Genomic DNA, 25919 nt, shown 5'->3' with positions numbered 1-25919 from the left:
GGAAAGAGCAGGTCTGCGCGGGAATGAGAAAGCTGTTGCAACTGGCTTATGGCGTAGTGAAATCGGGTCGCATATTCGACGCTGAGATACCGCTTGCGGCCTGAACCGCAAGACGGTATCTCTCCCCAAAGGGGCGAGGGAGAAAAGCGGCCCCCCACGCGCTTGATCTCCTCTCGCACAGGGCGCCCCGACGCGCTTCAGACGAGGGCGAAGGTCTTCAGAACGAATGGGAAAGCCCTATCCGCTCGATCGGTCCCCTCGCCCCTTTGGGGAGAGGGTTAGGGTGAGGGGCAGCCCGCTACCCCATCACCGCCGTACTCAGCCGGCAGGTGCAGCAGCGGCGGTCTCGCTCGTCGAACACCACAATCTCCCAGCTCTGATTATGCCGACCCAGGTGCAGCGGCTGGCAGACAGCGCGCACTTTCCCTTGCGACACCGCACGGTGGTGGGTGGCGTTTAGCTCCGTCCCCACCACACACTGCCCGTCGCCGGTCATCATAAATCCGGCCATTGACCCCAGCGTTTCCGCCAGCGCCGCAGAGGCTCCGCCGTGCAGCAGACCAAACGGCTGGTGGGTACGGGCATCCACCGGCATTTCGGCTTCAAGTACATCATCCCCGAGACGGGTGTACACAATCCCCAGGTGCGCGACCATCGTACCCGCGCTGGTGGCATTCAGCTCCCCGAGCGTTAACTGACGTTTCCAGATCATTTACGCCCCCAGCGTCGAGCCGCCATCCACCACGATATCCTGCAAGGTGATATGGCTGGCATAGTCGGAGGCGAGGAACAGAATGGTGCTGGCGATTTCGTCCGGGCGGGCAATCTTACCCAGCGGAATACCCAGCTTAAACTGCTCACCAAAACCAGCAATGCGCTTTTGTTCCGCATCGCTGCTGGTCCACAGCGTGCGCTGCATATCGGTATCGGTGGAACCAGGCGAAACGATGTTCGCCCGCACGCCGCTTGACGCCAGTTCGAGCCCCACCGTCAGCGCCAGGCTTTTCAGCGCCGCTTTCGACGCACCGTACGCGCTCATGCCGATTCGCGGCGTGTGGGCAGCATCGGACGCCACCGTAACAATCGCTCCCCCCTGCTGCTGGCGAAACTGCGCCATCGTCGCCTGGAAGAGGTTAAACGCCCCACCGACGTTAACCGCGAACGTCTGCTGCCAGTCCTCCTGCGAGAGCGCATCCGTCGCCCCCATTCGTAAAATACCCGCCGCGTTAACCAGTACATCCAGGCGTGGGCTCTGCGCCAGCACGCGTCGGCAGACCCGATCCACCTGCTCAGCATCGGCAATGTCGAGCACTTCGGTGGCAAAAGGGTAGCGTTCACCGTCAAAAGCCCGATCAAACCCCGTGACCTGCGCGCCCGCTTCAGTAAACGCCAGCGCCGTGGCGTAACCGATGCCCTTACCAGCCCCGGTCACCCATACCCTCTTCCCTGCAAAATCCATTATCTGACCTCCCGGGAGAGCAGCGCCCACCAGGCGTCGATGGTTGGATTTTTCGCCAGCATCACAAAATCAATATCGCCGTGCACTTTGCGCCAGCGTGCCGCGAGCGCCATCATGCGCACCGAGTCCAGGCCGTAATCAATCAGATTTTCGTCGTCAAACGGCTCGTCGGACTCATCCAGCAGCGGCAGGATCAGCGCGCGCAACGCGGTTTTGCTGGTCGGCACCGGCAGCAACGCTTCTGTCATGACCACCCGTCCGGAGCGTCCCGCCACGTATTTCAGCGACATCAGATGCTCCTCCCGGCTGAAATCTGCCAGCGCATCGGCCACCATAAACGGCTTGATATCACGCATAAAGGCGTCAGTCGCGGTGGTCATACAGCCAATGTGCGAATACACGCCGGTAATGATGAGCTGGTTACGCCCGGTCTCTTTGAGCATCTGCTCCAGCGGCGAGCGGTGAAAGGCGCTGTAACGCCACTTCACCAGCACGGTGTCGGCTTCGTCCGGCGCAAGGGCCGCCACAATCTGCTGCTGCTCCGGTGAACGGGTCAGACCCGGCCCCCACATATCATTGAGCAGTGCGCGATCGTCATCACTCTGATCTTTTGGCTGGGCGGTGTAGTAGACCGGAATATTGTGCTGCTTACAGAAGTGGCGCAGCGCAGCGATATTGGCGATCACCTGTGCCATCATCGGGCAGTTATCGCCCCAGAAGTTGAGGAAATACTCCTGCATATCATGGATCAGCAAGGCGGCGCGCTCGGGTTCAAACGCCCACTGCACTTTGTTGTCAGGAATGTCATTCGCGGTCGGCAGTGCGTAGCCGGTCAGTTTTGGAATAGCCATCTTCTCTCCTCGTTACGCCTGCGCGCGTTGTGCCAGCGACTGGCGTAATTGTTTCTTATCGACTTTGCCTACCGGGGTCAGCGGCAGCGCGTCCAGGCACTCCACGCGATCCGGCAGTTTAAACTCAGCGACCCCCAGCTCACGCAGGAAACGGCGGATCTCCACCGCACGCACCGGGCGCTTCACCACCAGATACGCGCAGCTTTTTTCACCGAGCAGGCTGTCTTCCATGCTGACCAGCGCAGCCTGGATCACCGCCTCGTGGCGCAACAGCAAATTCTCAACCTCTTCGGCGGCGATCTTCTCGCCACCACGGTTGATCTGATCTTTCTCGCGCCCCTGAACGGTGATGTAGCCCGCTTCATCAATGGCAATCAGATCGCCGGAGCAGTAGAAACCATTGGCATCAAAGGCACTGGCATTATGTTCCGGGCTGTTGAAGTAGCCGCGGAAGGTGTACGGACCGCGCGTCATCAGGCGACCGACCTCACCGCGCGGCAGCGGATTACCCTGCTCATCAGCCACCCAGACTTCATCGTCCGGGCACATCGGGCGGCCCTGAGTATTGAAAATACGTTCCGGGGTATCATCCAGCGCCGTGTAGTTCACCAGCCCTTCCGCCATGCCGAAGACCTGCTGCAACTGGCAGCCAATCTCAGCCGGAATGCGTGCCGCGAGGGTGGCAGGCAGACGTGCACCGCCGACCTGCAACAACGCAAGCGAGGAGAGCTGGGCGGCATCGGCGCCTTCGGTTAACGCCTGCAGCCACAGGCTCACCGCAGGTGGCACCAGAGAGGTGACGTTGATGCGATGCTTTTCGATCAACGGGAAACAGAGCGTGGCGCTGGGATCGTTTGCCAGCACCACGCAACCGCCCGCCAGAAACACACCCAGCGATCCTGGGGAGCTCATCGCAAAGTTGTGCGCGGCGGGCAGTGCGTTCAGGTAACGGGTCTCTGCCGTAATGCCGCAGATCTCGTTGCTGCGGCGAATACTGTAGTAATAGTCGTTATGCGTACGCGGAATCAGCTTCGGCGTACCGGTGCTGCCGCCGGAGAGCTGGAAAAAGGCCACCTCATCGGCAGGGGTTGGCGTTTCGATAACGTTTCTGGACGGGTACTGAATCGCCGCCGTGAGTGCGTTCTCCCCTTCATCATTCAGGAATAACGAGACGCGCGCCGAAGCATGTTCAGCGGTAAAATTCTGCCAGAAGTCATTGGTCGCAAAGAGCGCATGGGCACGGTCAGCTATCAACAACGCAGGTTTAATCTGCGCGGCGTAAGCGTTCAGCTCGGTACGCTGGTGGCTGAAAAGCGCATTCACCGGGGCGACGCCTATTTTCAGCAGCGCAAAGAAGGTGATGTAAAACTCGGCCACATTGCCAAGCTGCACCAGTGCGGTCTCGCCACGCTGAATGCCCAGTGCCTGCAGTCGGGCTGCCAGGTTGTCAGACGCCTGGTGAAGCTGCTGGTAGCTAAAACGGCGTTCGCCATCGATCACTGCCGTCGCATCGCTTTGCGCATGGCGGGTCAGCATCTCGGTCATTGGCCTATCCAGCCAGTAACCTTTCTCACGGTAGCGCCTGGCGAACGCCTCCGGCCAACGGGTAAAGGGAAGGGTCATCATCACTCCTTAATGCAGGCCAAAAACGTTAAGCATGGTGGTCAGTTTGATGCCGGTTTCGCGCCACTCTCCCGCCGGGGACGATGCTGGCACAATACCCGCACCGGCAAACAATCGAACACGATTTTCATGAAGACATGCACAGCGGATGGTCACCACCCACTCGCCGTTACCTTCCTCATCACACCAGCCAACAATGCCGCCAAACAGCTCACGATCGAAGGGCTCAAGTTCAGCGATAAGTCTTTTTGCGACATCGTGCGGGAAGCCGCTCAGCGCGGGCGTCGGATGGAGCAGGCAGGCCAGCGTCAGCGCGTTTTCGCCCTGTTGCGCCGTGCCTTCAATGGGCGTGGCGAGGTGCCATAAAGTTGGCGTGTTCACCAACTGTGGGGAACCCGGCAGGGTCAGACTACGGCTTCGCGTCTGCAGCACCTGTTTCATGGCCTGGGTTACCAGCGCATGTTCATGGCGGTCTTTTTCGGACGCCAGCAGTCTGTTACCCGCTTCACGGTCGAGCATGTCATCGGGCTGGCGACGTGCTGAACCGGCGAGCGGCAGTGAACTAAAGTGTTCACCGTCCTTGCGCAGCAGCAGTTCAGGGCTGGCACCGAGCAGCACCGCCCCGCTGCTGAGCGGAACATGGAAGTTAAAGCTCGCCGGGTTCTGGGCAATCAGGCGCTCCAGCAGGCTGCCGCTGTCAAGACGGGCATCGGTGGCAATATCAATCAGCCGCGACAGGACAATCTTGTCCACTTCCGGCGTGGCGGTCAGCGCCGCGCCACGGGCGACCATCTCCATAAACACCGCCTGCGAAGGGATTTCCGTACGTGAAGTCACCACCGGGGCACCCTGAGCGGATAAGTAGCGGGAGGCATGTTGTTTAGACGGGCGCGAAAAAGTCTGCCACGACGCAGGAATAAAGAGTTCGGAGGGCTGGCGGGTATCGAAGGGAATAGCCCCCACCACCACCGGCCTTACCACCCCTTTCGCCTTCGCGTCCGCGAAAGCCTGGCTCAGCGACTGCTGAAACGCGCTGTGTGGGTTATCCCCTCCTGCGGCAGGCTCACTGATACGGGCAACGCACCCGGACGTGGTAAAACTGCGAAACGGCGACATAAAGAAAAACTGGTCTGATGCCAGCGTTTTTGTCGTCTGTTGAACGTCCTCAGCCAGTGACGTATCCATATCATCCTCCAAAAATGATAAATAAATTACGAATGATTATCATTTGAATTTCGGTCGATAAAGCTAAAGGTATTGCCACTGAGTGTCAACCGCAGCGCAATGTACTCTCAACGCTAGGGCTTGCATCCCACCCCCGCAACGATGAAAATGAGAAGCATTAACCTCAATAAAAACAGGATGCGAGTCGTGACACTCCCTTTGATATGCCGTAAGCCCCTTATCATGCTGCTCATTTTTATTTCCGGGATGGCCTCAGCGATGGCCGCCGACTGGCCCCGTCAGGTGACTGACAGCAAAGGAAGCCACACCCTTGAACAAAAGCCGCTGCGTATCGTCTCCACCAGCGTTACGCTAACCGGTTCGTTGCTCGCCATTGATGCACCGGTGATTGCCAGCGGCGCGACCACGCCAAATAACCGTTTTGCTGATGACCAGGGGTTTCTGCGTCAATGGAGCGATGTGGCGAAAAAGCGCCATGTCGCACGTATGTATATTGGTGAGCCCAATGCCGAAGCCGTAGCCGCGCAGATGCCGGATCTTATCCTCATCAGTGCGACCGGTGGCGACTCTGCGCTCGCGCTGTATGACCAGCTCTCCGCCATCGCGCCTACGCTTGTCATCAACTACGACGACAAGAGCTGGCAGGCGCTGTTGACCCAACTGGGCACCCTTACCGGGCAGGAGAAACAAGCCGCCGTGCGTATTGCCGAATTCCATCAGCAACTGAGCGACGTCAAAGCGAAAATGACGCTCCCGCCGCAGCCCGTCACCGCGCTGGTCTATAACCCTGGTGCGCATAGCGCCAACCTCTGGACCCAGGACTCTGCGCAGGGTCAGTTGCTGGCGCAACTGGGCTTCACGCTCGCCACGCTGCCAGAAGGTCTCAACACCAGCAAAAGCCAGGGCAAGCGCCATGACATCGTGCAACTGGGCGGCGAAAACCTCGCCAGCGGCCTCAACGGCGAAGCGCTGTTCCTCTTCGCCAGTGACCAGAAAGATGCCGATGCACTCTCTGCCAACCCGCTGCTTTCTCACCTGACCGCAGTACAGAACAAACGGGTCTATGCGCTGGGGTCAGAAACTTTCCGTCTGGATTACTACAGCGCCACCCGCGTGTTACAGCGCCTGTCTGCGTTGTTTGGCTAATGCACCTAAGAAACCGAAGGCTGCTGCCGGAAACGGCGCAGCTCGCGTAAGACCAGCATCAATATTGCCCCAACCATTGCCAGCGCGAAGCCACTGCTGCTGGCCGAAGCAGCCGGGGTCATTATCACCCCTAACCCCCCTAACAGCGCCGCGCCGATGGCATCACCGGTAACGTTCTGCGCCGTCCATAATCCATTAATGCGCCCGAGCATCGCCTCCGGCGTTTGCGTCTGAATCAACGTGTACTGCAACAGCGAACTGATGGCGCTCAGCCAGCCAAACAGCACCAGGAACAGCGCGCCCAACGCCCAGTGCGGCATCAGGCTAAATAGCCCGATGGCGATAAATGCCCCCACGCTCGACCCCAGCATCAGCAGGCCAGGACGCAGTGGATGCGCCAGTCGCCCGCTGGTTAACGCCCCTGCCGCTGCCCCGAGCGGGATAGCGGCATACAGAAGACCAATCTGTGCCGCGGACATCTGCCACTGGATTGCCAGCGCCGGGTATAGCACGCGCACCGCGCTTGCCATTGTGAGCAGGCCGCCGAGCAGCGCGATGCCGCCAATCAGCGGGCTACTGAGCAGAAAACGAAAACCGGCCACCAGCGAGGCCAGCGGATGTTCACGCGCCTGAGGCGGCGGTGGCAACAGCGGCAAACCGAGCAGTGGGATCAGGGTGATAAACGACCCCGCCGCCGCGAGGCCGTAGTTCCAGGCAACACCGCCGGTTGCCAGCAGTAAGCCACCGCACATCGGGGAGATAACCGAGCCAAGACGCACCGTCAGCATTGTGATGGCGCCGGCCTGCATTAAGTTTTCACGCCCGACCAGCGCGGGGGTTGCCGCCAGCAGCGCCGTCACGCCGAGAGAGGCGAAGAAGCCATCCCAGAGTCCAAGCAGGTAAATCGCCAGCAGCGAAGGTTCCGGCATCAGCGCGTTGAGCCATAAGCCAATAAAGCCCACGCCGCAGGTGCTGCGGGCAATCAGTATCAGTTTTTTTCGCTCATAGCGGTCCGCCAGCACGCCGCCGGTCATCAGGCCGACAAACATGGCGCTGCCGGTGAGGGTGACGGCGAGTCCCACCTGCCAGCTTGAATGGGTCATCGCCTGAATCTGTACCGGCACGGCAACGCCCAACAGACCCAGCGATAAAATCGAGATAAAACGGGCAAGAAACACCGCGCGAAAGGCCGGGTGTGTTCGTAAAAGGCTGACGTTCAGCAGCCAGGATTGTCGGTTCATTACAACGCCTTAACGCGAACTTTTTTTATCCATTCCAGAGCGTGCATGGTAACATATACAAACAAGATCGATAACGATAATTACTATCATTATCAAGTCAGGAAAGTATTATGTCGTTCTCCCGTTCCCGGACGCGCGTGTTTACCGTCGTCGGGTTATTGCTGTTGCTGGTACTGGCAATGGCCCTCAGCCTCTTCCTTGGCGCAAAAGCCATGTCCCCGGATGTGGTGCTGGATGCCCTCGCAGGCACCTGCCAGAGTGCTGACTGCACCATTATTCGTGACGCCCGCTTGCCGCGAACGCTGGCTGGTTTACTGGCCGGTGGCGCGCTCGGCATTGCCGGGGCGTTAATGCAAACCCTCACCCGTAACCCCCTTGCTGACCCTGGTCTGCTGGGTGTTAACTCCGGCGCCAGCTTCGCTATTGTGGTCGGTGCCGCACTGTTTGGTGCCGCCTCGCCGGTGGAACAACTGGGGCTGGCGTTTTGTGGTGCTTTCACCGCCTCGCTGCTGGTGGCCTTCACCGGCAGCGCGGGCGGCGGGCAGTTAAGTCCGGTGCGTCTGACGCTGGCAGGCGTGGCCCTGGCGGCGGTGCTCGAAGGGTTGTCCAGTGGTATTTCGTTGCTCAATGCGGATGTTTATGACCAGTTGCGTTTCTGGCAGGCCGGTTCGCTGGATATTCGTACCCTGCAAACGCTCAGGATTGTGCTGATCCCGGTGCTGCTGGCGGCGGGTGCGGCACTGCTGTCAAGCCGCGCCCTGAACAGCCTGAGCCTCGGTAATGACACCGCCACGGCCCTCGGCAGTAAAGTCGCCCGGACGCAGCTGCTGGGCCTGATTGCCATCACCGTGCTGTGCGGTAGCGCCACGGCGGTGGTCGGGCCGATTGCCTTTATCGGGCTGATGATGCCGCATCTGGCACGCTGGCTGGTGGGTGCCGATCACCGCTGGTCTTTGCCGGTTACGCTGATTGCCACGCCGACGTTACTGCTGTTTGCCGACATTCTGGGCCGCTTTCTGGTGCCGGGGGAACTGCGTGTCTCGGTGGTCAGCGCCTTTATCGGCGCGCCGGTGTTGATTGTGCTGGTACGACGCATTCGTGGAGGTGGCCTGTGATCGCCCCTTCCCGTCGTCTGGTTTTCAGTTGTGTGGCAATGTGCCTGATGTGCCTTGCGCTGGCGGTCTGGGGGCTACGCAGCGGTGCGGTGATGCTCAGCGTCGGGCAGGTGATTGACGCCCTTGGCGGCACCGCTCCCCGCGCCATGCAGTTGGTGGTGACTGAATGGCGCCTGCCGCGCGTGTTTATTGCACTGCTGGTGGGGGCCGCGCTGGGTATCAGCGGAGCGATCTTTCAGTCGCTGATGCGTAACCCTCTTGGCAGCCCGGATGTTATGGGCTTTAACACCGGTGCCTGGAGCGGTGTGCTGGTGGCGATGGTGTTTTATGGTCAGGATTTAACGGCAATTGCGCTGGCGGCGCTGGGCGGTGGCATCATCACCTCGATCATTGTCTGGCTGCTGGCATGGCGCAACGGTATTGAAACCTTCAGGCTTATCATCGTCGGCATCGGGGTCCGGGCCATGCTGGTGGCCTTCAATACCTGGCTGTTAATGCATGCCTCCCTGGAGACCGCCCTCTCCGCAGGTCTGTGGAACGCCGGCTCGCTCAACGGCCTGACCTGGGCGAAAACCCTGCCTTCGGTGCCAGTGATTATCCTGATGTTTGTTTTTGCGGCCCTGCTTTCTCGCCGCCTGCGGCTGCTGGAGATGGGTGATGACAGCGCCTGCGCGCTGGGGGTGAATGTAGAACGCTCTCGCCTGCTGCTGATGCTGGTGGCAGTGGTGTTGACCGCATCATCAACGGCGGTGGCCGGGCCCATCTCCTTTATCGCTCTGGTCGCGCCGCACATCGCCCGCCGTCTCAGCGCCACCGCGCGCTGGGGGCTTACCCAGTCGGCGCTCTGTGGGGCGTTACTGCTGTTACTGGCAGATATCTGCGCCCAGCAGTTGTTTATCCCTTATCAGTTACCCGTGGGCGTCGTCACCGTCAGCCTCGGTGGCATTTACCTTATCGCCTTGTTGATTCAGGAGTCCCGCAAAAAATGATCGATACAGCAGCCCGTTTGCGCGGCGAAGCCCTAACCCTGGGCTACGGTAAGAAAATTGTCGCCACTGAGTTGAGTGTCGCCATTCCCGATGGGCATTTCACTGCCATTATCGGCCCCAACGGCTGCGGGAAATCGACGCTGCTGCGCACCCTGAGCCGCCTGATGACGCCGGAACAGGGCCATGTCTATCTTGATGGCGAGCAGATCCAGCGCTTTGCCAGCAAAGAGGTAGCGCGTCGCGTCGGGCTGCTGGCGCAGAATGCGACGACGCCGGGAGATATTACCGTGCAGGAGCTGGTGGCCCGCGGACGTTATCCGCATCAGCCGCTGTTTACCCGCTGGCGTAAGGAAGATGAAGAGGCCGTTAAGCGTGCCATGCGGGCAACGGGGGTGGACACGCTGGCGACCCAGAGTGTGGATACCCTTTCCGGTGGTCAGCGCCAGCGTGCATGGATTGCGATGGTACTGGCGCAGGAGACTGCCATTATGCTGCTCGATGAGCCGACCACCTGGCTCGACATCAGTTATCAGATTGATGTGCTGGAGCTGCTGAGCGATCTCAACCGCGAGCAGGGGTATACGCTCGCGGCGGTGTTGCATGATTTGAATCAGGCCTGCCGGTATGCCACCCATCTGATTGCGCTGCGCGACGGTAAGATTGTGGCGCAGGGTGCGCCGAAGGAAATCGTGACGCCGGAGCTGATTGAAGCGGTGTACGGGCTGCGTTGTTTGATTATTGAGGATCCAGTGGCCCATACGCCGCTGGTGGTGCCGCTGGGGAAATACGCCGGGTGAGGTTTGCCGGGCGTTTGCCCCCTCACCCTCACGGTTTGCAGCGAAAACATTGCTCAATGAGAATAAAACAGTCACCGCGATGACAGGGTCCGGCTGAAAATCGATGAGGCGTTGACGGCTGACCGGGGCCGCCCGCAGGGAAGCGGGCGGAGGGGATAGCCTACAGGGATGTAGGCTGGTCCCCGACCCGATAGTCAGACGACATAAGACGAATGCACCGCGCCAGCGGCGATTTTCCTGGCCGGGAGCCCGGGTTGCAAGGGTGGTGGCGGTGAACCACCCTTGCACGTTCACGGGTTCTGGTGTGACAGAAAAGCAAGGAACATAAGGTGAACGGAAATACCCTCAGCGCCGCATGTTGCCCCTAACCATGATACGTTGCCCTCACCCCAACAACTCCCGCAGTACCGGGCCTATGGATTCAAACGCCTGTGGCGAAATAATGTCCACATGTGCGCAATCCTGACGGTACACCTCCAGCTCATCCACCCACGGGGACCAGGCGTGTTGCGGATCCATCCCTTGCGGCAGTGTCCGCTCTGCCACAAACAGTGTGGCTTTCCCGGCAAAATGGGTACTGTGAGCGGTGCTCAGCAGGCGAACCGCATCTCCGTAGTTGCCTTCAATGGTGGCAAACATCTCGTCTGAGCCCTGCCCTTGCCGGGCGGCGATAAACGCCTCGCGCTCGCGCGCAATCTCTGCCAGTACTTCCGGGTCCAGACCGTTGGCCTCTTTTTCAGACCAGTTTTGCGTCTCCGGCGGCCAGGTGTCCAGCAGACCCAAAAATGCCACCGTTTCGCCCCGCGCCCGCAGTCGCGCCGCAATCCCCTGCGCCAGCGTTCCGCCGAGGGAGTAGCCGAACAGGTGGTAAGGTCCGTGCGGTTGCTGTGCCAGCAGCGTCGCCAGATGGTGCTCACACACGTCATCCAGGGTCGCCGCCTGCTGCATGGGTCCTTCCGGGCGCGGCGACTGAATGCCGGTAATCGACCAGCGCGGCGAGAGATAACGCGCCAGCACGCTGAACTGCCAGGCAAAACCGGATGCAGGATGGAAGCAGAACAGCGTCGGGCCGCTCCCTTCGCGCAACGGCAGCAGGGTTTCCAGTCCCATACGACTGTCGACACTGTCCTGCGTTACCAGCAGCGCCAGCTTTTCCACCGTGGAGGCGACCATGATCTGCCCCGGCGTCACATGGCGCTCAAAGGTTTTACTGAGCAGTGCCGCGAGCCGCATCGCCAGCAACGAGTGACCGCCGAGGGCGAAGAAGTCGGCCTGCGCATCCTGCACCTCGCAGCCAAGCAGCGCCGAGAACGCGCCTGCAACCTGAGTTTCTGCCCCTTCACGCACCGGGCGGGCATCCTGCTGACGCACTGGCGTGGGCAGCGGCAGCGCCTTACGGTCCAGTTTGCCATTGGCACTGAGCGGCAGCTCACTCAGTTGCAGCAGGACCACTGGCACCATATGTGCCGGAAGCTGCTGCGTCAGCCTCTCGCGAAGTGCGGTGACATCGAGCGGCAGACCGGAGTCAGACACCACATACCCCACCAGCTGGCGCGCATCGCCCTCCCCTGCCACGGCCTGATTCAACACGCAGGCGTGGGTAACCCCCTGCGCCACATCCGGCAGCGTCATCAGCGCCCGGTCGATTTCACCCAGTTCAATACGCTGGCCGCGAATTTTAAGCTGGTCGTCACTGCGACCGAGGTACTCCACCGCGCCGTCGTTCAGCCAGCGCGCCACGTCCCCGGTGCGGTACATTCGCTCGCCCGCCGCAAAGGGATCGGCGATAAAGCGGCTGGCGGTGAGATCCGGCCTGCCGAGGTAGCCCTGCGCCAGCTGAATGCCCGTGAGGTAAAGATCCCCGGCCACACCTGGCGGAACCGGCTGCATCATGCCATCGAGAATACGCAGTCCCGTGTTCCAAACCGGAAAACCAATCGGCACGCTAGTGCCCGTCACCGCCGCCAGCGTCTCGCCGTGGGCCGGATACCAGCTCACGTCGACCGCCGCTTCGGTCGGCCCGTACAGATTGTGCAACGGTGCGTGTGTCAGCGCTTCCCACTCGCGGCACAGCGCGGCTGGCAACGCTTCGCCGCTACAGAACACCTTGTTCAGCGTATGACAGGTTTCCCGTGCGATTGCCGGAGTCAGTGAGGCAACAAAGGCCGCCAGCATCGACGGCACAAAGTGGGTGGTCGTCACGCCAAAGCGGGCGAAGAACTGCTGAAGCGCGAGCGGGTCACGGTGCGCCTCGGGTTCTGCCATCACCAGTTGCGCCCCGGCGATAAAGGGCCACCAGAACTCCCACACCGAGACGTCAAAACTGCACGGCGTTTTCTGCGCCACCACATCCTGCGCGCTCAGCGGGTAGTGGTTTTGCATCCACAACAGACGGTTGACGATGGCGGTCTGCCCGACCATTACCCCTTTCGGGCGACCGGTGGAGCCGGAAGTAAAAATGATATAAGCCGTGTGCTCCGGGCGGGAGAGCGCCAGCGGCGCATCGCCGGACACCGCAAGCGGTGCGCCGTAACACAGGTGCGCCAGGTCTGGAATATCATTGAAGCGGGCAAGCTGATCGTCAGAGGTAATCAGCAGACGCGGTTGCGCATCGTCCAGCATCATCCGCAGGCGCTCGTCCGGGTAACCGGTATCGAGCGGCAGCCAGGCGGCACCGGCCTCCACAATGCCGTGCAGGGCCAGCGTCAGAAATACCGAGCGCGGCAGCGCGACGGCAACGCAGTCGCCCGGCTTCACGCCTTTCTCACGCAACAGGTTTGCCAGAGCGACGACCTGCTCGCGCATTTCACGGTAGCTGAACTGCCAGTGTGCGTCCGCCAGCGCCGGGGCATTCGGGGTTTTCGCGGCCTGCTGCGCCACTAATTCACTCAGCGTGGTCTCCGGCAGCATGATGCCGGTAGCGTTAATGTTCTCAAGCTGACCACTCTCCCGGGCTGAGAGAAGCTGCGCCTCGCCGCAGCGAAGCGCCGGGTTCGCGGCAAACTGGCGGAGTAAATCGTGCAGACGGGCAGTATGCGTGCGCAGCGTGGTCTCTTCATAGCGACTGCGGTTCGCCAGCACCTCCAGCGTCAGGCCACCTGCTTCCTCCGGGAAAAGCGCGATCTCCAGATCGTTAACCGGCCCGGTCGCAAGCGTGTGGGTCTGCCCGGCAATCCCATCCACATCCAGCAGGTAGTCGAACATTTTGACGTTAAAGACCGGGCCAAACAGCGGTTCTTCTCCGGTGGCGCGACCCGCATCGCGCAGGATCTGCTCGGCATCGTAGCGCTGATGACGGCGCATTTTTTTTAGCTGCCCGGCAAGGCTTGCCGCCAGTTCTGCCAGGGTCTGGCTGGCGTCAATGTGTACGCCGAGGGGCAGGACGTTAAGCACCGGTCCGGTGGCGGTAAGGGCGGCGGAACCCATCCGGCGCATAAAGATAAACCCGGCGGCATAGTCCAGTCGACTGCTGAGACGACCAAGCCAGAGGGCCACCAGCGCCAGCGCCAGGTCAGCAGGCTGGCAGGCCGGTGCCGCCTGAGTAAGCCGACGGAACGCGGCGGTATCCAGGGTCATTTTCAGGCGCAGAATATCTGTGGTCGCAGCACGCCCGGGCAGTGGCGCGTCGGATAATGTCCCGGCTGCTGGCAAGGTGCGCTGATGTTCAGACCAGAAGGCTTTATCCCGCTGCCATGCGTCGCTCTCGCGGTAGCGCTGATACTCCTCTACCACCTCTGCAAAAGGGGTAAAAGGCGATGCCGGGTTGGGGGCGCCGTGGCGCATTGCGCGGTAAATGGCGGCAATCTGGCGGGTAATGGCGGGGAAACTGAATCCATCCACCAGTAAATGGTGATAGCGCTGATACCAGTACCAGCGGGTATCACTTACCTGAAGAAGGGCGTGGTGCACTAATGGCCTGCCACCGTCCACGCGCAGGTTTTGCGCCAGATCGGCATTCATCATCGTCAGTGCGGCGGCATGGGGGTCACGCTCAGCGCGCAGATCAACCCGCTGCGGCAGAGGAAAAGTCAGGGACTCATCGACCCACTGCCAGACTTCACCGTCATCTTCGGTAAAACGCATGCGCAGGGTATCTGCCTGCCGCACGCCTTCTGCTATCGCCTGCGCCAGTAAAGGCGCATCCAGTTCGCCGTCCAGCTCCACGTAATGGGCAACGCTCCAGGCGTTGGGCAGCGTGGAGAGTTTTTCTGCCATCCAGATCCCCGGCTGGGCCGCCACTAAAGGCAATCGCGTGGTCATCCGTTTCTCCTTATCAGGCATGGTGCGCCGGGGTTAATGTCTGCCAGCGCTGCGCAAGCCAGTCGGCGCATTCCGCCTGCGATGCCGGCTCGCAAATTACCTGCCAGCCCGGCGGTAACGCACACTGTTGCGGCCACAGGCTGTACTGCTGCTGACTATTTTGCAGAATATAAAATTGCCCCTCGGGGTTATCGAAGGGATTACTGAATTCCATACCTGACTCCTGTCATGAAAAAGTGCGGCTCATTCACCGTGCAGCAGGGGCTGCCAGAGGGTGATAAGCCCCGCCGTCAGTCCACCGCGCCAGCAGAGCGCATCGTGACCGCCGTCAACCTGGCGCCAGACAACGGAAGGCTGTGTACGCTGTAGTTCAGCAAGCAGGGCCTGATTGGCGCGCATAATAAGGGGTTCGCGAACACCTGCCTCCAGCACAATCCGTAAGCCCTGCGCCGAGAGCTCGTCACGTTTGAGTTGCTCAATAAGCAGGCCATCCTCACGACCGCCGCGATGCGGCCACCAGTAAGAACCGGACTGGCTCAGCACACAGCCAAAACGCGCAGGCCAGTGCAGTGCGGCATATAAAGACGCCAGGCCACCAAAGCTCTGACCGGCCACCACCGTGCGATCCGCGCGGTCACTGAAAGGGGCAACGGCGTGGATCTCAGGCAGAAGTTCCTCCTGAACCGCCAGCCAGAAGTCAGGGTTACACGGGAGTTCCCGACTGCGGTGAGCGGTATCTATCACGTCGATAAGCACATAGACGGCAGGGGGAAGTTTGCCCTGCCGGGTTAACGCCGCCAGCGCAGGCCAGACGGGCATACTTTCTGCCCAGAACTGACCATCCAGTAGCACCGCGAGCGGACGTTCAGCGCAGGCGTCCTCGCCGGTGGTAAACACCCACACGCGGCGGTGATTGTGTAAACGTTCACTCTTCCACTCCAGGCAGACCGGCGGCGTAAAGGGCTCCCCGGTTGCATCCCAGCCCGGCTGCTCAGGCGCACCCGGCAAAGAGAGCGGTGAGACCGGATGGCCCCGACCACCGCGCCAGGAATGGGCATTGAGCGGGTCGGCAATGGCATGGGGGAAAAGACTGCGCCAGCCTTCCCGAAGCGCGCTGCGATCCGGGGGAGTCATTTCGGCCTGCGGCGGGAAATCATCGGTGCGTGTGGAGGGAATAAAGCAGTAGGTGCCGCGCCAGCTGGCTTCGAGCGGCGTCTGCCATGTCCAGACATCGGTGCCGGCGATGCGTTGCAAAGACTGAGGCGTAGACTGCTGATGGTGATCGGTCACCCCGGTAATATAAAGCCAGACGCGTTTTACCTGTGAGGTTGCTTCGCAGCCAGAGGGATCACGCCACCAGAAGGTGACAAGGTACTGTTCCGGTGATATTTTTTCCCACTCCGGCCCCTGTTTTGACGCCCACCAGGCATCACTTCCTGTCTCTGACACCACCCTATTACCCCGAATCACTTGTGGAATTTTTGTCTGCACTATCAAATTTCTTGATAATATTATTGATAATTATTTTCATTTGCAATAGCGTATTGCCCGCGCCCATACCGGCGCGTCTTTCATCTTAAAAAGGCCAGCTGTTGCGATTTTTCTCAGGATGAGCTCCCGTTGCACCATGCTGGCGACATCATGCCGTTTTCCTTACCCGTTGGGAAAGGATGGACCTGGGAACGCGGCGGAAAAAGCAGGAAATACAATGAAAAACAAAATCCGTTCCCTGACCTTACTGGTCAATTTTGGGATCTATGGCGCCGCGCTGCCCGCTTTCGCTGCAGAGACCGCCACTGACGCATCCAGCAACGAAGACACCATTGTGGTAACCGCCGCGCAGCAGAATCTGCAGGCGCCGGGGGTTTCCACCATCACCGCCGATGAAATCCGCAAGAATCCCCCCGCGCGTGACGTTTCTGAAATCATCCGCACCATGCCGGGCGTCAACCTGACCGGTAACTCCACCAGCGGCCAGCGCGGCAACAACCGTCAGATTGATATTCGCGGTATGGGCCCGGAAAACACCCTGATTCTGGTCGACGGCAAACCGGTGACCAGCCGCAACTCCGTGCGTCAGGGCTGGCGTGGGGAGCGTGATACCCGTGGCGATACCAACTGGGTACCGGCAGATATGATTGAGCGCATCGAAGTCCTGCGTGGCCCGGCGGCGGCGCGCTACGGTAACGGCGCGGCGGGGGGGTGGTGAACATCATCACTAAAAAATCCACCGACCAGGCGTGGCATGGCTCCTGGAACAGCTACTTCAATGCCCCTGAACACAAAGAAGAAGGTTCCACTAAACGCACCGATTTCAGCCTGATGGGGCCGCTTGGCGGCGACGTCAGCTTCCGTCTGTACGGCAACCTGAATAAAACCCAGGCCGATGCCTGGGATATCAACAAAGACCACCAGTCCGAGCGCACCGGCATCTATGCCAACACCCTCGCCGCAGGCCGCGAAGGCGTTGAGAATAAAGATATCAACGGCGTGGTGCGCTGGGACTTTGCCCCGATGCAGGCGCTGGAGTTCCAGGCCGGTTACAGCCGTCAGGGCAACCTCTACGCGGGTGACACCCAGAACACCAACAATGACAGCAGCTCCAATAACTACGTGAAGAAGAATTACGGCAAAGAGACCAACCGTCTTTATCGCCAGAACTACTCCGTCACCTGGAACGGCGGCTGGGACAATGGTGTTACCACCAGCAACTGGGTGCAGTACGAGCACACCCGCAACTCCCGTCTCGGTGAAGGGTTAGCCGGTGGTCTGGAAGGTCTGTTTAACAGCGATAAATTCTCTGACACCAATCTTGCCGACCTGATGCTGCACAGCGAAGTGAACCTGCCCCTGGATCTCCTGGTGAATCAGAACCTGACCGTAGGCACCGAGTGGAATCAGCAGCGTCTTAAGGACCGTGCATCCAATACCCAGGCTCTGCAGGGTGGGCCGATTCCGGGTTATGACAGCACCGGTCGTAGCCCTTACTCCAGCGCAGAAATCTTCTCTCTGTTTGCCGAAGACAATATCGAAGTGACCGACAGCACCATGCTGACGCCGGGCCTGCGTTTCGACCATCACACGGTGGTGGGAGATAACTGGAGTCCGTCGCTGAACCTGTCGCAGGGGCTGGGGGATGACTTCACCCTGAAAATGGGGATCGCGCGCGCCTACAAAGCGCCAAGCCTCTACCAGACCAACACCAGCTACATTCTCTACAGCCGTGGTCAGGGCTGCTACGCCAGCGCCACCGGCGTCGGCTGTTACATGCAGGGTAACGATGATCTGAAAGCGGAAACCAGCATCAATAAAGAGATTGGCCTTGAGTTCAAACGTGACGGCTGGCTGGCCGGCGTGACGTGGTTCCGTAACGATTACCGCAATAAGATTGAAGCGGGCTATTCACCACTGAATCAGACCAATCAGGGCGCGCTGAAAACCGACCTTTATCAGTGGGAGAACGTGCCTAAAGCGGTCGTAGAAGGTCTGGAAGGTACGCTGAACGTGCCGGTGACCGAGGCGGTTACCTTAAGCAACAACGTGACTTACATGCTGCAGAGTAAGAACAAAACCACCGGTGAACGTCTGTCGATCATTCCGGAATACACGCTGAACTCCACCCTGAGCTGGCAGATTGTCCAGGATGTCTCCGTGCAGTCCACCTTCACCTGGTACGGCAAACAGGAGCCGAAGAAGTACGATTACCAGGGCAAGCCGGTGACCGGTTCTGCAAAAGATGGTGTCAGTCCCTACAGCATCGTGGGCCTGAGCGGGACCTGGGATGTGAACAAATACGTGAGCCTGACGGCGGGTGTCGACAACCTGTTTGATAAACGTCACTGGCGTATGGGCAATGCCCAGACTACCGGCGGCGCGACCGGCTATATGTATGGCGCAGGTGCCAACACCTATAACGAATCCGGCCGTACCTGGTACATGGGTGTGAATACCCACTTCTAAGGTCGTCCCGAACGTACCGCCCCCCCTCTCCCTACGGGGAGAGGAATCCCCAGAAAAATGCGTGCACGGACAGTTCCCTCTCCCTTGAGGGAGAGGGTTAGGGTGAGGGGGAAAATGCGGCTCTGATGGCCATTCCGTTCACCTTATGTTCCTTGCTTTTCTGTAGCGCCAGAACCCGTGAACGTGCCAGGGTGGCTCATCGCCACCACCCTGGCGACCCGGGCTCCCGGCCAGGAAAATCGCCGCTGGCGCGGTTCACTCAGCGTATGCCTTCAGGCTTATCGGGGACGGGCGGAGGAAACATCCCTGTAAAGCCGCCCTCGCCGCGCATCCCTGCGCGGCGCCCCGGCCTTGCGGATACGCTTCGTCGATTTTCAGCCGGACCCTGTCATCGCGGTGACTGTTGTGTTCTCATGGCGCAGTGTTATCGCTGTAAAACGCAATATTACTGGGAATTCCTCAGCCCTGCGGGGAGAGGACTGCATGAGGTTTACCATGCACACATGAGGTTTACCATGCACACATGAGGTTTGCCATGCACACTCGCCACACCCTCCTCACCCTTAACGCCCGCCCTCTTCATCTCATCCGCTTCGATATCTCAACCTTTAACGATAACGATCTGCTGTGGCTTCCTCATCACCAGCAGTTGCATGACGCGGGTCGTAAGCGCAAAGCCGAGCACCTGGCCGGGCGTATTGCTGCCGTACATGCCCTACGCGAACACGCTATCAAAGCCGTGCCGGGCATCGGTGAAACGGGTGCACCACGCTGGCCCGAAGGTGTGTATGGCAGTATCAGCCACAGCGGCAGCGTTGCGCTGGCAGTTGTCGCGCCCTCGGCTGTAGGCATCGACATTGAAACGTTGTTCACCGATGCGCTGTGCCATACCTTAACGACGAGCATTATTACTCCGGCAGAACAGCGGATACTGGCCGATGCCTCCCTGCCGTTTCCTCTCGCACTGACGCTGGCATTTTCCGCGAAAGAGAGTCTTTTCAAAGCCTTTTCCCGTGACGCTCTCCCCTTCCCCGGCTTTCATAGCGCACAGGTGGTCGCACTTAACAGCCAGGCCATCCGCCTGCGTATCGACAGAAGCTTTTCCCCTCATCACGCAGGAAAATGCATTGATATAGCTTGGATTAAGCAGGAAAACCGGGTTATTACCCTCGCAGGATAATCCCCGCAGGATCGTGATCCTTTTCTCCTTTTAAGAAATTAGCCGGGTAAACCGTAGACAGTTTGCTCTTGCCGATTTATCGTTAATTTGAATAATAAATCATTATTGAATAAATATTCAATGTGGAGAAAAAGATGAAAATGACCCTACTGAAATCTGCTGTACTGGCCTCTCTGATCACCGCTTCCGGTTCGCTGTTTGCGGCGGATAACGGACTGATCGCCATTATCACCCCCTCACACGACAACCCGTTTTTCAAAGCCGAAGCCGATGGCGCGGCGGCGAAGGCCAAAGAGCTGGGCTACACCACGCTGGTGGCCTCGCATGATGATGATGTGAATAAACAAAACCAGCTGATTGAAACGGCGATTGCCCGCAAAGCCAAAGCGATAATCCTGGATAACGCCGGCGCAGATGCCACCGTAGGGCCACTGGAAAAAGCGAAAGCGGCAGGCGTTCCTGCGTTCCTGATTGATCGCGAAATTAACAAAACCGGCGTGGCTGTCGCCCAGATTGTCTCTAACAATTACCAGGGCGCGCAGCTGGGTGCAGAGAAATTCGCCAAATTGCTGAACGGCAAAGGTAAATACGTTGAACTGCTGGGCCGTCAGTCTGATACCAACGCCAGCGTACGCTCTCAGGGTTATCACGACATTCTCGACGACTACCCGGACATGAAAATGGTGGCCCAACAGACCGCCAACTGGAGCCAGACCGAAGCCTTCACCCGTATGGAAGCCATTTTGCAAACCAACCCGGACATCGTCGGGGTGATTTCCGGTAACGACACGATGGCGCTCGGTGCAGAAGCGGCACTGAAAGCCGCAGGCAAAACCAATGTGATCGTGGTGGGCTTTGACGGCAGCGACTATGTGCGCGACTCCATCATCAATAAAGGCAACATCAAAGCCACGGTTCTGCAACCGGGCTGGCAGCAGGCCCAGATGGCCGTTGAACAGGCGGATTACTTCCTGAAAAACGGCAAAGCACAGAAAGATGAAAAACAGTTAATGGACTGCATGCTGATCGATGAAAGCAACGCCAGCAAACTGAAACTCTTCAACCTGAGCAAGTGATCGCGGAGACGTTATGTCGTTAAAACAATGGGGTGCTGCATTTATAGGGTGCACCACCCTGTTGCTGACGGCCTGCACCGTGGTGGATCTGGATGAAAACGGCAAGCCAGTCATGCCTGCCGACCCGAATGCGAAAGCGAGCTTCGACAACCTGACCCCACAGCAGATCGCGCAACAAACCTGGCAAGAGCGCGTCATCGACGCATCCCATAAACATGCGCTGGACGCCACCGCACTCGCCACGCAACTGAAAACCACCAACGATAAACCACATAGCATGTTTGTCCGCCTGACCAGTCAGGTTGAAAAGGTGGACGTGAGCAACGAACGTGAGCAAAAACTAGTGATGTCGTTCAATGGCAAACCGCTGGAGATCCAACTCGGTCCGGTAGTGCGCGGGAACGCCATCCGTGATGCGACCGGCTTTAAATTTGAAGACTTTACCAACCAGGTTCAGTTTGCTCAGCTTTCACGCGCTTACAACCGTATTGCCGTGAAAGACCTGCCAGAGGTTGACGCAGGCTGGGCAGGAAAATCCGCAACCGTGGTGATGGCAGTGACGATTAACGCCGGTCAGACCCAGGATGCCGTGGCCCTGGAGCTGAAACAGGAGGGGCAGTAATGAGCGATATTCCAGAGGATGACATTATCCTGCGTACGCGCGGCATTTCGATGCTCTTTCCCGGCACTATCGCGCTGGATAACGTGGATTACAACGTCTGGCGCGGCAAAGTCAACGTGATAATCGGCGAGAACGGCGCAGGGAAATCCACCCTGATGAAGATCCTCGCCGGTGTGCAGCAGCCGAGTCTGGGTGAAATCGAACTCAACGGCAAGCCCGTGCATATTTCCAGTACCCGCGCCGCCGCGGCACTCGGTATTGGCATGGTTCACCAGGAACTGAATCTGTTTGAAAACCTCAACGTGGCGGAGAACATTTTTCTCGGTCGCGAACTGCAAAAAGGGGTGACCCCCATTAATGAGGCCGAGCAGGAGAGACGCACCGCTGAACTGCTCAAGCGCCTCGATCAGCCCATCTCGCCAAAGGCGTTGGTGGGCAATCTGAAAGTGGGCCAACAACAACTGGTAGAGATTGCCAAAGCGCTGGCGGAAGACGCGGACATTCTGATCCTTGATGAACCGACCTCGGCATTGAGTAAAACGGAGGTGGAGATTCTCTTTCGCGTGATCCGCGAACTGACCCGCCAGGGAGTTTCGATTATCTATATCTCGCACCGCTTAGAAGAGCTGATGGCAATTGGCGATGTCATCACCATTTTGCGTGATGGCAAATTCCAGGCCGAAGCGAAGGTGTGTGATATCGACGTGCCCTGGATTGTGCGTGAAATGCTCGGCAGCGATCCGGTCAGCAACTTCCTGACGCCGGGGCGTACCTTTGGCGCACCGGTACTGGAGGCCGAGCACATTACCTGTGTGAACAGTGCCGGGAATACGGTGGTTGACGATGTGACCTTCAAGGTGCACAGCGGCGAAATTGTCGGCATTTACGGGCTGATGGGGGCCGGGCGTACCGAGCTGTTTGAATGCATGCTCGGCACGGAGCGCAACTATCTGGGCAAGTTGTGGCTCGACAGCAAACCCGTGCCACAGCGGCTGGCCACCGCCGACCGCATCCGCATGGGCATGAGTCTGGTGCCGGAGGACCGTAAACGCACCGGCATCTTCCCGATTTCCTCGGTTGCGACCAACCTGACCATCGCCAGCTTATGGCGACGGCTGCAGCGCGGCTTCACCATCTCGGAAAAAGAGGAGCAGGCGGTGGTCGCCAGCACCATCGGCAGTCTGTCGATTAAGGTTTCAACACCAGAGGTGGAGATTCAGGCGCTGAGCGGCGGTAACCAGCAAAAAGTGGTGATTGGTCGCTCCCTGTTGACCAACCCGAAAGTGCTGTTCCTGGATGAACCCACGCGGGGGATCGACGTGGGTGCCAAAGCCGATGTGTTTCGCATGATGGTGCAGCTCTCGGAACAGGGTATTGCGGTGGTCTTCTCCACCTCGGATCTGAAAGAAATCATGGCGGTATCTGACCGCATTCTGGTGATGTCCGGCGGAAAACTGACCGCCGATATCGTACGCGATCGGGCCGAAGAATCGGCACTGGTAACGGCAAGTGCTCAGGGGTTCTGATATGAAAACAACGCAATCTGTGGCCGTGGCTCCGCGAGCGGGCGCGTCATTGTCACGCGAAAGTATTCTGCTTTTACTGTTGAAGCTGCGCACCTTTATCGCACTGTTCCTGATAGTGGGCTTCTTTACCGCCACGGTGCCGGGCTTTTTGTCGACGGGCAGTCTGGTCATCATGATCAAGCACATTGCCATTAACGCCTTCCTGGCCCTGGGGATCACCTTCGTCATCATCACCGCGGGCATCGATCTCTCCATCGGCGCCACCCTGGGTCTGTGCGGGATGATCGCCGGCTGGATGATCACTAAAGGTATTGTGTTGCCGATGTTTGGCATCGCCATTTTCCCCAGTGTATGGGTGATTGTGCCGCTGGTGCTGCTGATTGGCGGGGCGATAGGGGCGGTGAACGGCTGGATAATCACCCGTTATAACGTCGCCCCGTTTATCTGTACGCTCGGCACCATGTACGTGCTGCGGGGTGCGGCCATGCTGACCTCGGACGGGCAGACCTTCCCCGGCCTGTCGGGTAACCCGCAGTTGGGTAACACCGGGTTTGATGAGATTGGCGCAGGCACGCTGTTCGGCATTCCCTGGGCCATCTGGCTGATGATTGTGCTGGCGCTGGTCATTGCCTATGTTGCCCGCCGCCTGCCCTTTGGCCGTCACGTTTATGCGATTGGCGACAACGAACGTGCGGCGGAGTTGTCTGGCGTGAAGGTAAAGCAGGTCAAAATCTGGGTCTATACCATTTCCGGTTTATGCGCCGCCCTGGCAGGCATTGTGGTCTCCGCCCAGCTTCTGGCGAGCCATCCGGCCAACGGCACCGCCTTTGAAATGAACGCCATCGCCGCGGTGGTGCTCGGCGGCACGTCACTGGCGGGCGGGCGCGGCACCGTGCTCGGCACCTTAATTGGCGCCTTTGTGATTGGCTTCCTCGCCGATGGCCTGGTGATGATGGGCGTCAGCGAGTTCTGGCAGATGGTGATCAAAGGGATTGTGATTATTGTGGCGGTCATCATCGATCAGATGCAAAACCGGATGCAGCAGAAAGCGGCCGTGGTGGCGCAAAAAGCGGTGATGGAGAAAAAGTAGATTGACCGCGCTCCCGGTGGGTTTGCCGGATAAGGTGTCGTTTATCCGGCAAATGCATTACTGATAGGTCATGGTGAATTCAAGCGCGGAATCTGCATCGCCACTGGTGATGTCAGAGGCGGTCTGGATATAGCGCGCCTTCATCGGGATGGTGTGGCTGCCTACCGTGGTGCTGACGGCGGTGTTGAACGGCACCAGGGTGTCGTTGGCATAGAGCACCTGCACCCCGATGCCGCTGGCGGTGCCAGGGCCACCCTTCACGGTGATGTGCTGGGTGGGCAGGCCGCTGTTTTCCAGGGTAATGCCCGACGCGGGTTTAAAGGTGTATTTCACCGCATTCAGCCCGGCATCGCAGTTATTGATGGCAAAAGTGAAGGCGGTCGACGCGCTGGTGGAGCCGATACCGCTGAATTCCGATTGCGGATGCTTGCCCAGCGGTACGCTCAGGCTGGGGGTCACGCAGCCGGGGACTTTGACATCCGGGGAGTCGGAGATGTTTAGGGTGCTGTAGAGCACCCCGAGCCCGTTTCCCGTGTCAGTCGGTGAAGTTGACATCCAAATCTCAACAAAATTTTTTGGAAATAACAATTCACCTGACGAGATATCCCCCGTCTTGTAAAACTCTATTACAAAACCAAACACACCATGCCAGTATGCTGATCCTCCTGAAGTTAGCGCCAAAATTCCAGGCTCATCCGGCAATTTTACATACGGCATCCCAAAATAACGTGTTCTTACCTTCACGCCAATCCCCGCCACACCGGAACTGACCACTCCTTCCGGGATACCAGGGCCAGTGACGGCCGAGCGCCCCGTATCGTAGCCGTACTGGTACTTTAGATAGCCAGGGCCCGAACAATTGAGATAAGTAGGTGCCGTATCTTGTACTGCGACGCTTTTCAGCAGCGTCCCGACCGCAGCGCCCGCCGGAACAGAGAAGGTGTCAATGGTAACGTCACGGGCAGTCGCACTACTGCCACTGTTGATGCTGCACCCTGCCCACCCCTGTCCGCTCAGGACGCATAATCCCACGACAGCTGACACGCCACAAAGCAGCTTTACTGTTTTCATTTTCATCTTCCCTCACGAAAAAGAATGTACGACGGCCTACCGCCCCCATGTCGCCTGATGGTGGTGCTGACCGCCGTGGTCATCAATGGTGGTAAAAAAGAGCCTGCCGCCTGTCAGTTGCCCGGTCCTGGCCTGCACGGTAAAGCGCTGCTGGCCTTTCGCCGGGCACATTCCGCTCTGGCGTTCATCTTCACTGTTCACCGTTTTTGTCAGCCCTACGTGGTTAAACGAAACGGTAAACGCCGATGGGTTTTGGCACTCCAGGGCATAACCCTGACTGGTCTGCACCAGACGCCAGCGCAGTTGCGTGACAGCCTCTTTTGGGGAACCCGGCAGCCCCGCCGGGCGGTAGAACAATTTGAGGCGCGAGCGCACGGTGAGCTGGATATGGTCGGCTTTGCCCGCAGGCTTCGGTGGGATTTCCAGTACGTTCAGCCAGAACACCGACTCCCGGTCCCGGGGCACGGCACCACCGGTGAACATAATGCGCAGCGACTGGCCTTTGCCAGGGTTCAGCCGGAAGACCGGCGGCAGGATGATAAACGGCACTTTCGCCGTGTCTGCGTTGTCGTTCTCAATCCAGGTCTGGATCAGGCGCGGAGCGGGGTCTTTGCTGGTGACGGCGAGCGTGACCTCGCGCTTACCCGCCGGGTAGATCACCCGGGTGCTGGCAAGCTGGATACCGGCATGAGCATCGCAGATCAATAAAAGAACCAGCAAAAGCCATC

At 59.2% G+C, this 25919-nt stretch carries 20 protein-coding genes and 1 pseudogene; 10 read left to right on the top strand and 11 right to left on the bottom strand.

Going from position 1 to position 25919, the window contains the following annotated elements; translation table 11 throughout:
* Positions 1-298: 298 nt before the first annotated feature.
* Genes entH through entC form a run of 5 tightly spaced genes read right to left on the bottom strand, consistent with a single transcriptional unit; the run spans position 299 to position 5118 of the window.
* Positions 299-712: a proofreading thioesterase EntH gene (gene entH, locus KXR87_RS21990; protein ID WP_437434320.1), complete on the bottom strand. Its 414-nt coding sequence runs from the start codon at positions 710-712 to the stop codon at positions 299-301.
* Positions 713-1459, bottom strand: coding sequence for a 2,3-dihydro-2,3-dihydroxybenzoate dehydrogenase EntA (entA, locus tag KXR87_RS21985; protein WP_437434319.1), 747 nt, complete (start codon positions 1457-1459; stop codon positions 713-715). It lies immediately after the preceding gene.
* The gene (locus tag KXR87_RS21980; protein WP_437434318.1) at positions 1459-2310 is read right to left on the bottom strand and encodes an isochorismatase family protein; all 852 of its coding nucleotides are present in this window, start codon (positions 2308-2310) and stop codon (positions 1459-1461) included. The genes entA and KXR87_RS21980 overlap by 1 nt, the downstream gene beginning before the upstream one ends.
* A gap of 12 nt (positions 2311-2322) precedes the next feature.
* A complete protein-coding gene (locus tag KXR87_RS21975; protein ID WP_437434323.1) occupies positions 2323-3933 on the bottom strand; it encodes a (2,3-dihydroxybenzoyl)adenylate synthase in 1611 nt (536 codons plus the stop codon).
* Between the two features lie 9 nt (positions 3934-3942).
* The gene (gene entC / locus KXR87_RS21970) at positions 3943-5118 is read right to left on the bottom strand and encodes an isochorismate synthase EntC (protein ID WP_437434317.1); all 1176 of its coding nucleotides are present in this window, start codon (positions 5116-5118) and stop codon (positions 3943-3945) included.
* A gap of 222 nt (positions 5119-5340) precedes the next feature.
* Here entC and fepB point away from each other — a divergent pair, with 222 nt between their 5' ends.
* The gene (gene fepB / locus KXR87_RS21965; protein ID WP_437434322.1) at positions 5341-6264 is read left to right on the top strand and encodes a Fe2+-enterobactin ABC transporter substrate-binding protein; all 924 of its coding nucleotides are present in this window, start codon (positions 5341-5343) and stop codon (positions 6262-6264) included.
* A 5-nt stretch (positions 6265-6269) separates the two neighbouring features.
* Here fepB and entS read toward each other — a convergent pair whose 3' ends face one another.
* Positions 6270-7505 (bottom strand): enterobactin transporter EntS, encoded by a 1236-nt coding sequence (gene entS, locus KXR87_RS21960; RefSeq protein ID WP_437434316.1) that lies wholly within the window; start codon positions 7503-7505, stop codon positions 6270-6272.
* A gap of 110 nt (positions 7506-7615) precedes the next feature.
* Between entS and fepD the strand changes: the two genes are divergently transcribed.
* The 3 genes from fepD to fepC are packed head-to-tail and all read left to right on the top strand — an operon-like array spanning position 7616 to position 10406.
* Entirely contained in the window at positions 7616-8620 is a 1005-nt protein-coding gene (gene fepD / locus KXR87_RS21955) for a Fe(3+)-siderophore ABC transporter permease (protein WP_437434315.1), read from the top strand.
* Positions 8617-9609, top strand: a complete 993-nt coding sequence (gene fepG, locus KXR87_RS21950; protein WP_437434314.1) for an iron-enterobactin ABC transporter permease — start codon at positions 8617-8619, stop codon at positions 9607-9609. Before fepD ends, fepG begins: the two co-directional genes overlap by 4 nt.
* Positions 9606-10406 (top strand): iron-enterobactin ABC transporter ATP-binding protein, encoded by an 801-nt coding sequence (gene fepC, locus KXR87_RS21945; RefSeq protein WP_437434313.1) that lies wholly within the window; start codon positions 9606-9608, stop codon positions 10404-10406. Before fepG ends, fepC begins: the two co-directional genes overlap by 4 nt.
* A gap of 384 nt (positions 10407-10790) precedes the next feature.
* Here the strand turns inward: fepC and entF are convergent, their stop codons facing one another.
* Genes entF through fes form a run of 3 tightly spaced genes read right to left on the bottom strand, consistent with a single transcriptional unit; the run spans position 10791 to position 16118 of the window.
* Complete coding sequence (gene entF, locus KXR87_RS21940; RefSeq protein WP_437434312.1) at positions 10791-14666, bottom strand: enterobactin non-ribosomal peptide synthetase EntF; 3876 nt, start codon at positions 14664-14666, stop codon at positions 10791-10793.
* A 13-nt stretch (positions 14667-14679) separates the two neighbouring features.
* Positions 14680-14880 carry an MbtH family protein gene (locus KXR87_RS21935; RefSeq protein WP_437434311.1) on the bottom strand — a complete coding sequence of 67 codons (201 nt, stop codon included), beginning with the start codon at positions 14878-14880 and terminating at the stop codon, positions 14680-14682.
* A gap of 29 nt (positions 14881-14909) precedes the next feature.
* A complete protein-coding gene (gene fes, locus KXR87_RS21930) occupies positions 14910-16118 on the bottom strand; it encodes an enterochelin esterase (protein WP_437434321.1) in 1209 nt (402 codons plus the stop codon).
* A gap of 256 nt (positions 16119-16374) precedes the next feature.
* Between fes and KXR87_RS21925 the strand changes: the two are divergent.
* The 6 genes and pseudogenes from KXR87_RS21925 to KXR87_RS21900 all read left to right on the top strand — a co-directional run bounded on the left by KXR87_RS21925 (position 16375) and on the right by KXR87_RS21900 (position 24120).
* Positions 16375-18626: pseudogene (locus tag KXR87_RS21925) on the top strand (TonB-dependent siderophore receptor).
* A gap of 535 nt (positions 18627-19161) precedes the next feature.
* Positions 19162-19806, top strand: coding sequence for an enterobactin synthase subunit EntD (gene entD, locus KXR87_RS21920; protein WP_437434310.1), 645 nt, complete (start codon positions 19162-19164; stop codon positions 19804-19806).
* A 134-nt stretch (positions 19807-19940) separates the two neighbouring features.
* Positions 19941-20882 (top strand): D-ribose ABC transporter substrate-binding protein, encoded by a 942-nt coding sequence (locus tag KXR87_RS21915; RefSeq protein ID WP_437434309.1) that lies wholly within the window; start codon positions 19941-19943, stop codon positions 20880-20882.
* A gap of 13 nt (positions 20883-20895) precedes the next feature.
* The gene (locus tag KXR87_RS21910; protein ID WP_437434308.1) at positions 20896-21504 is read left to right on the top strand and encodes a DUF2291 family protein; all 609 of its coding nucleotides are present in this window, start codon (positions 20896-20898) and stop codon (positions 21502-21504) included.
* A complete protein-coding gene (locus KXR87_RS21905; RefSeq protein WP_437434307.1) occupies positions 21504-23030 on the top strand; it encodes a sugar ABC transporter ATP-binding protein in 1527 nt (508 codons plus the stop codon). The genes KXR87_RS21910 and KXR87_RS21905 overlap by 1 nt, the downstream gene beginning before the upstream one ends.
* A gap of 1 nt (position 23031) precedes the next feature.
* The gene (locus KXR87_RS21900; protein ID WP_437434306.1) at positions 23032-24120 is read left to right on the top strand and encodes an ABC transporter permease; all 1089 of its coding nucleotides are present in this window, start codon (positions 23032-23034) and stop codon (positions 24118-24120) included.
* Between the two features lie 57 nt (positions 24121-24177).
* Here KXR87_RS21900 and KXR87_RS21895 read toward each other — a convergent pair whose 3' ends face one another.
* Complete coding sequence (locus tag KXR87_RS21895) at positions 24178-25191, bottom strand: fimbrial protein (RefSeq protein WP_437434305.1); 1014 nt, start codon at positions 25189-25191, stop codon at positions 24178-24180.
* Between the two features lie 36 nt (positions 25192-25227).
* A partial coding sequence (locus KXR87_RS21890; RefSeq protein ID WP_437434304.1) for a fimbrial biogenesis chaperone occupies positions 25228-25919 on the bottom strand: 692 nt, incomplete at its 5' end.

The sequence above is a fragment of the Yokenella regensburgei genome (assembly GCF_051486985.1).
Classification (GTDB): domain Bacteria; phylum Pseudomonadota; class Gammaproteobacteria; order Enterobacterales; family Enterobacteriaceae; genus CBFFRJ01.
This window is presented reverse-complemented; position numbering and strand designations above follow the sequence as displayed.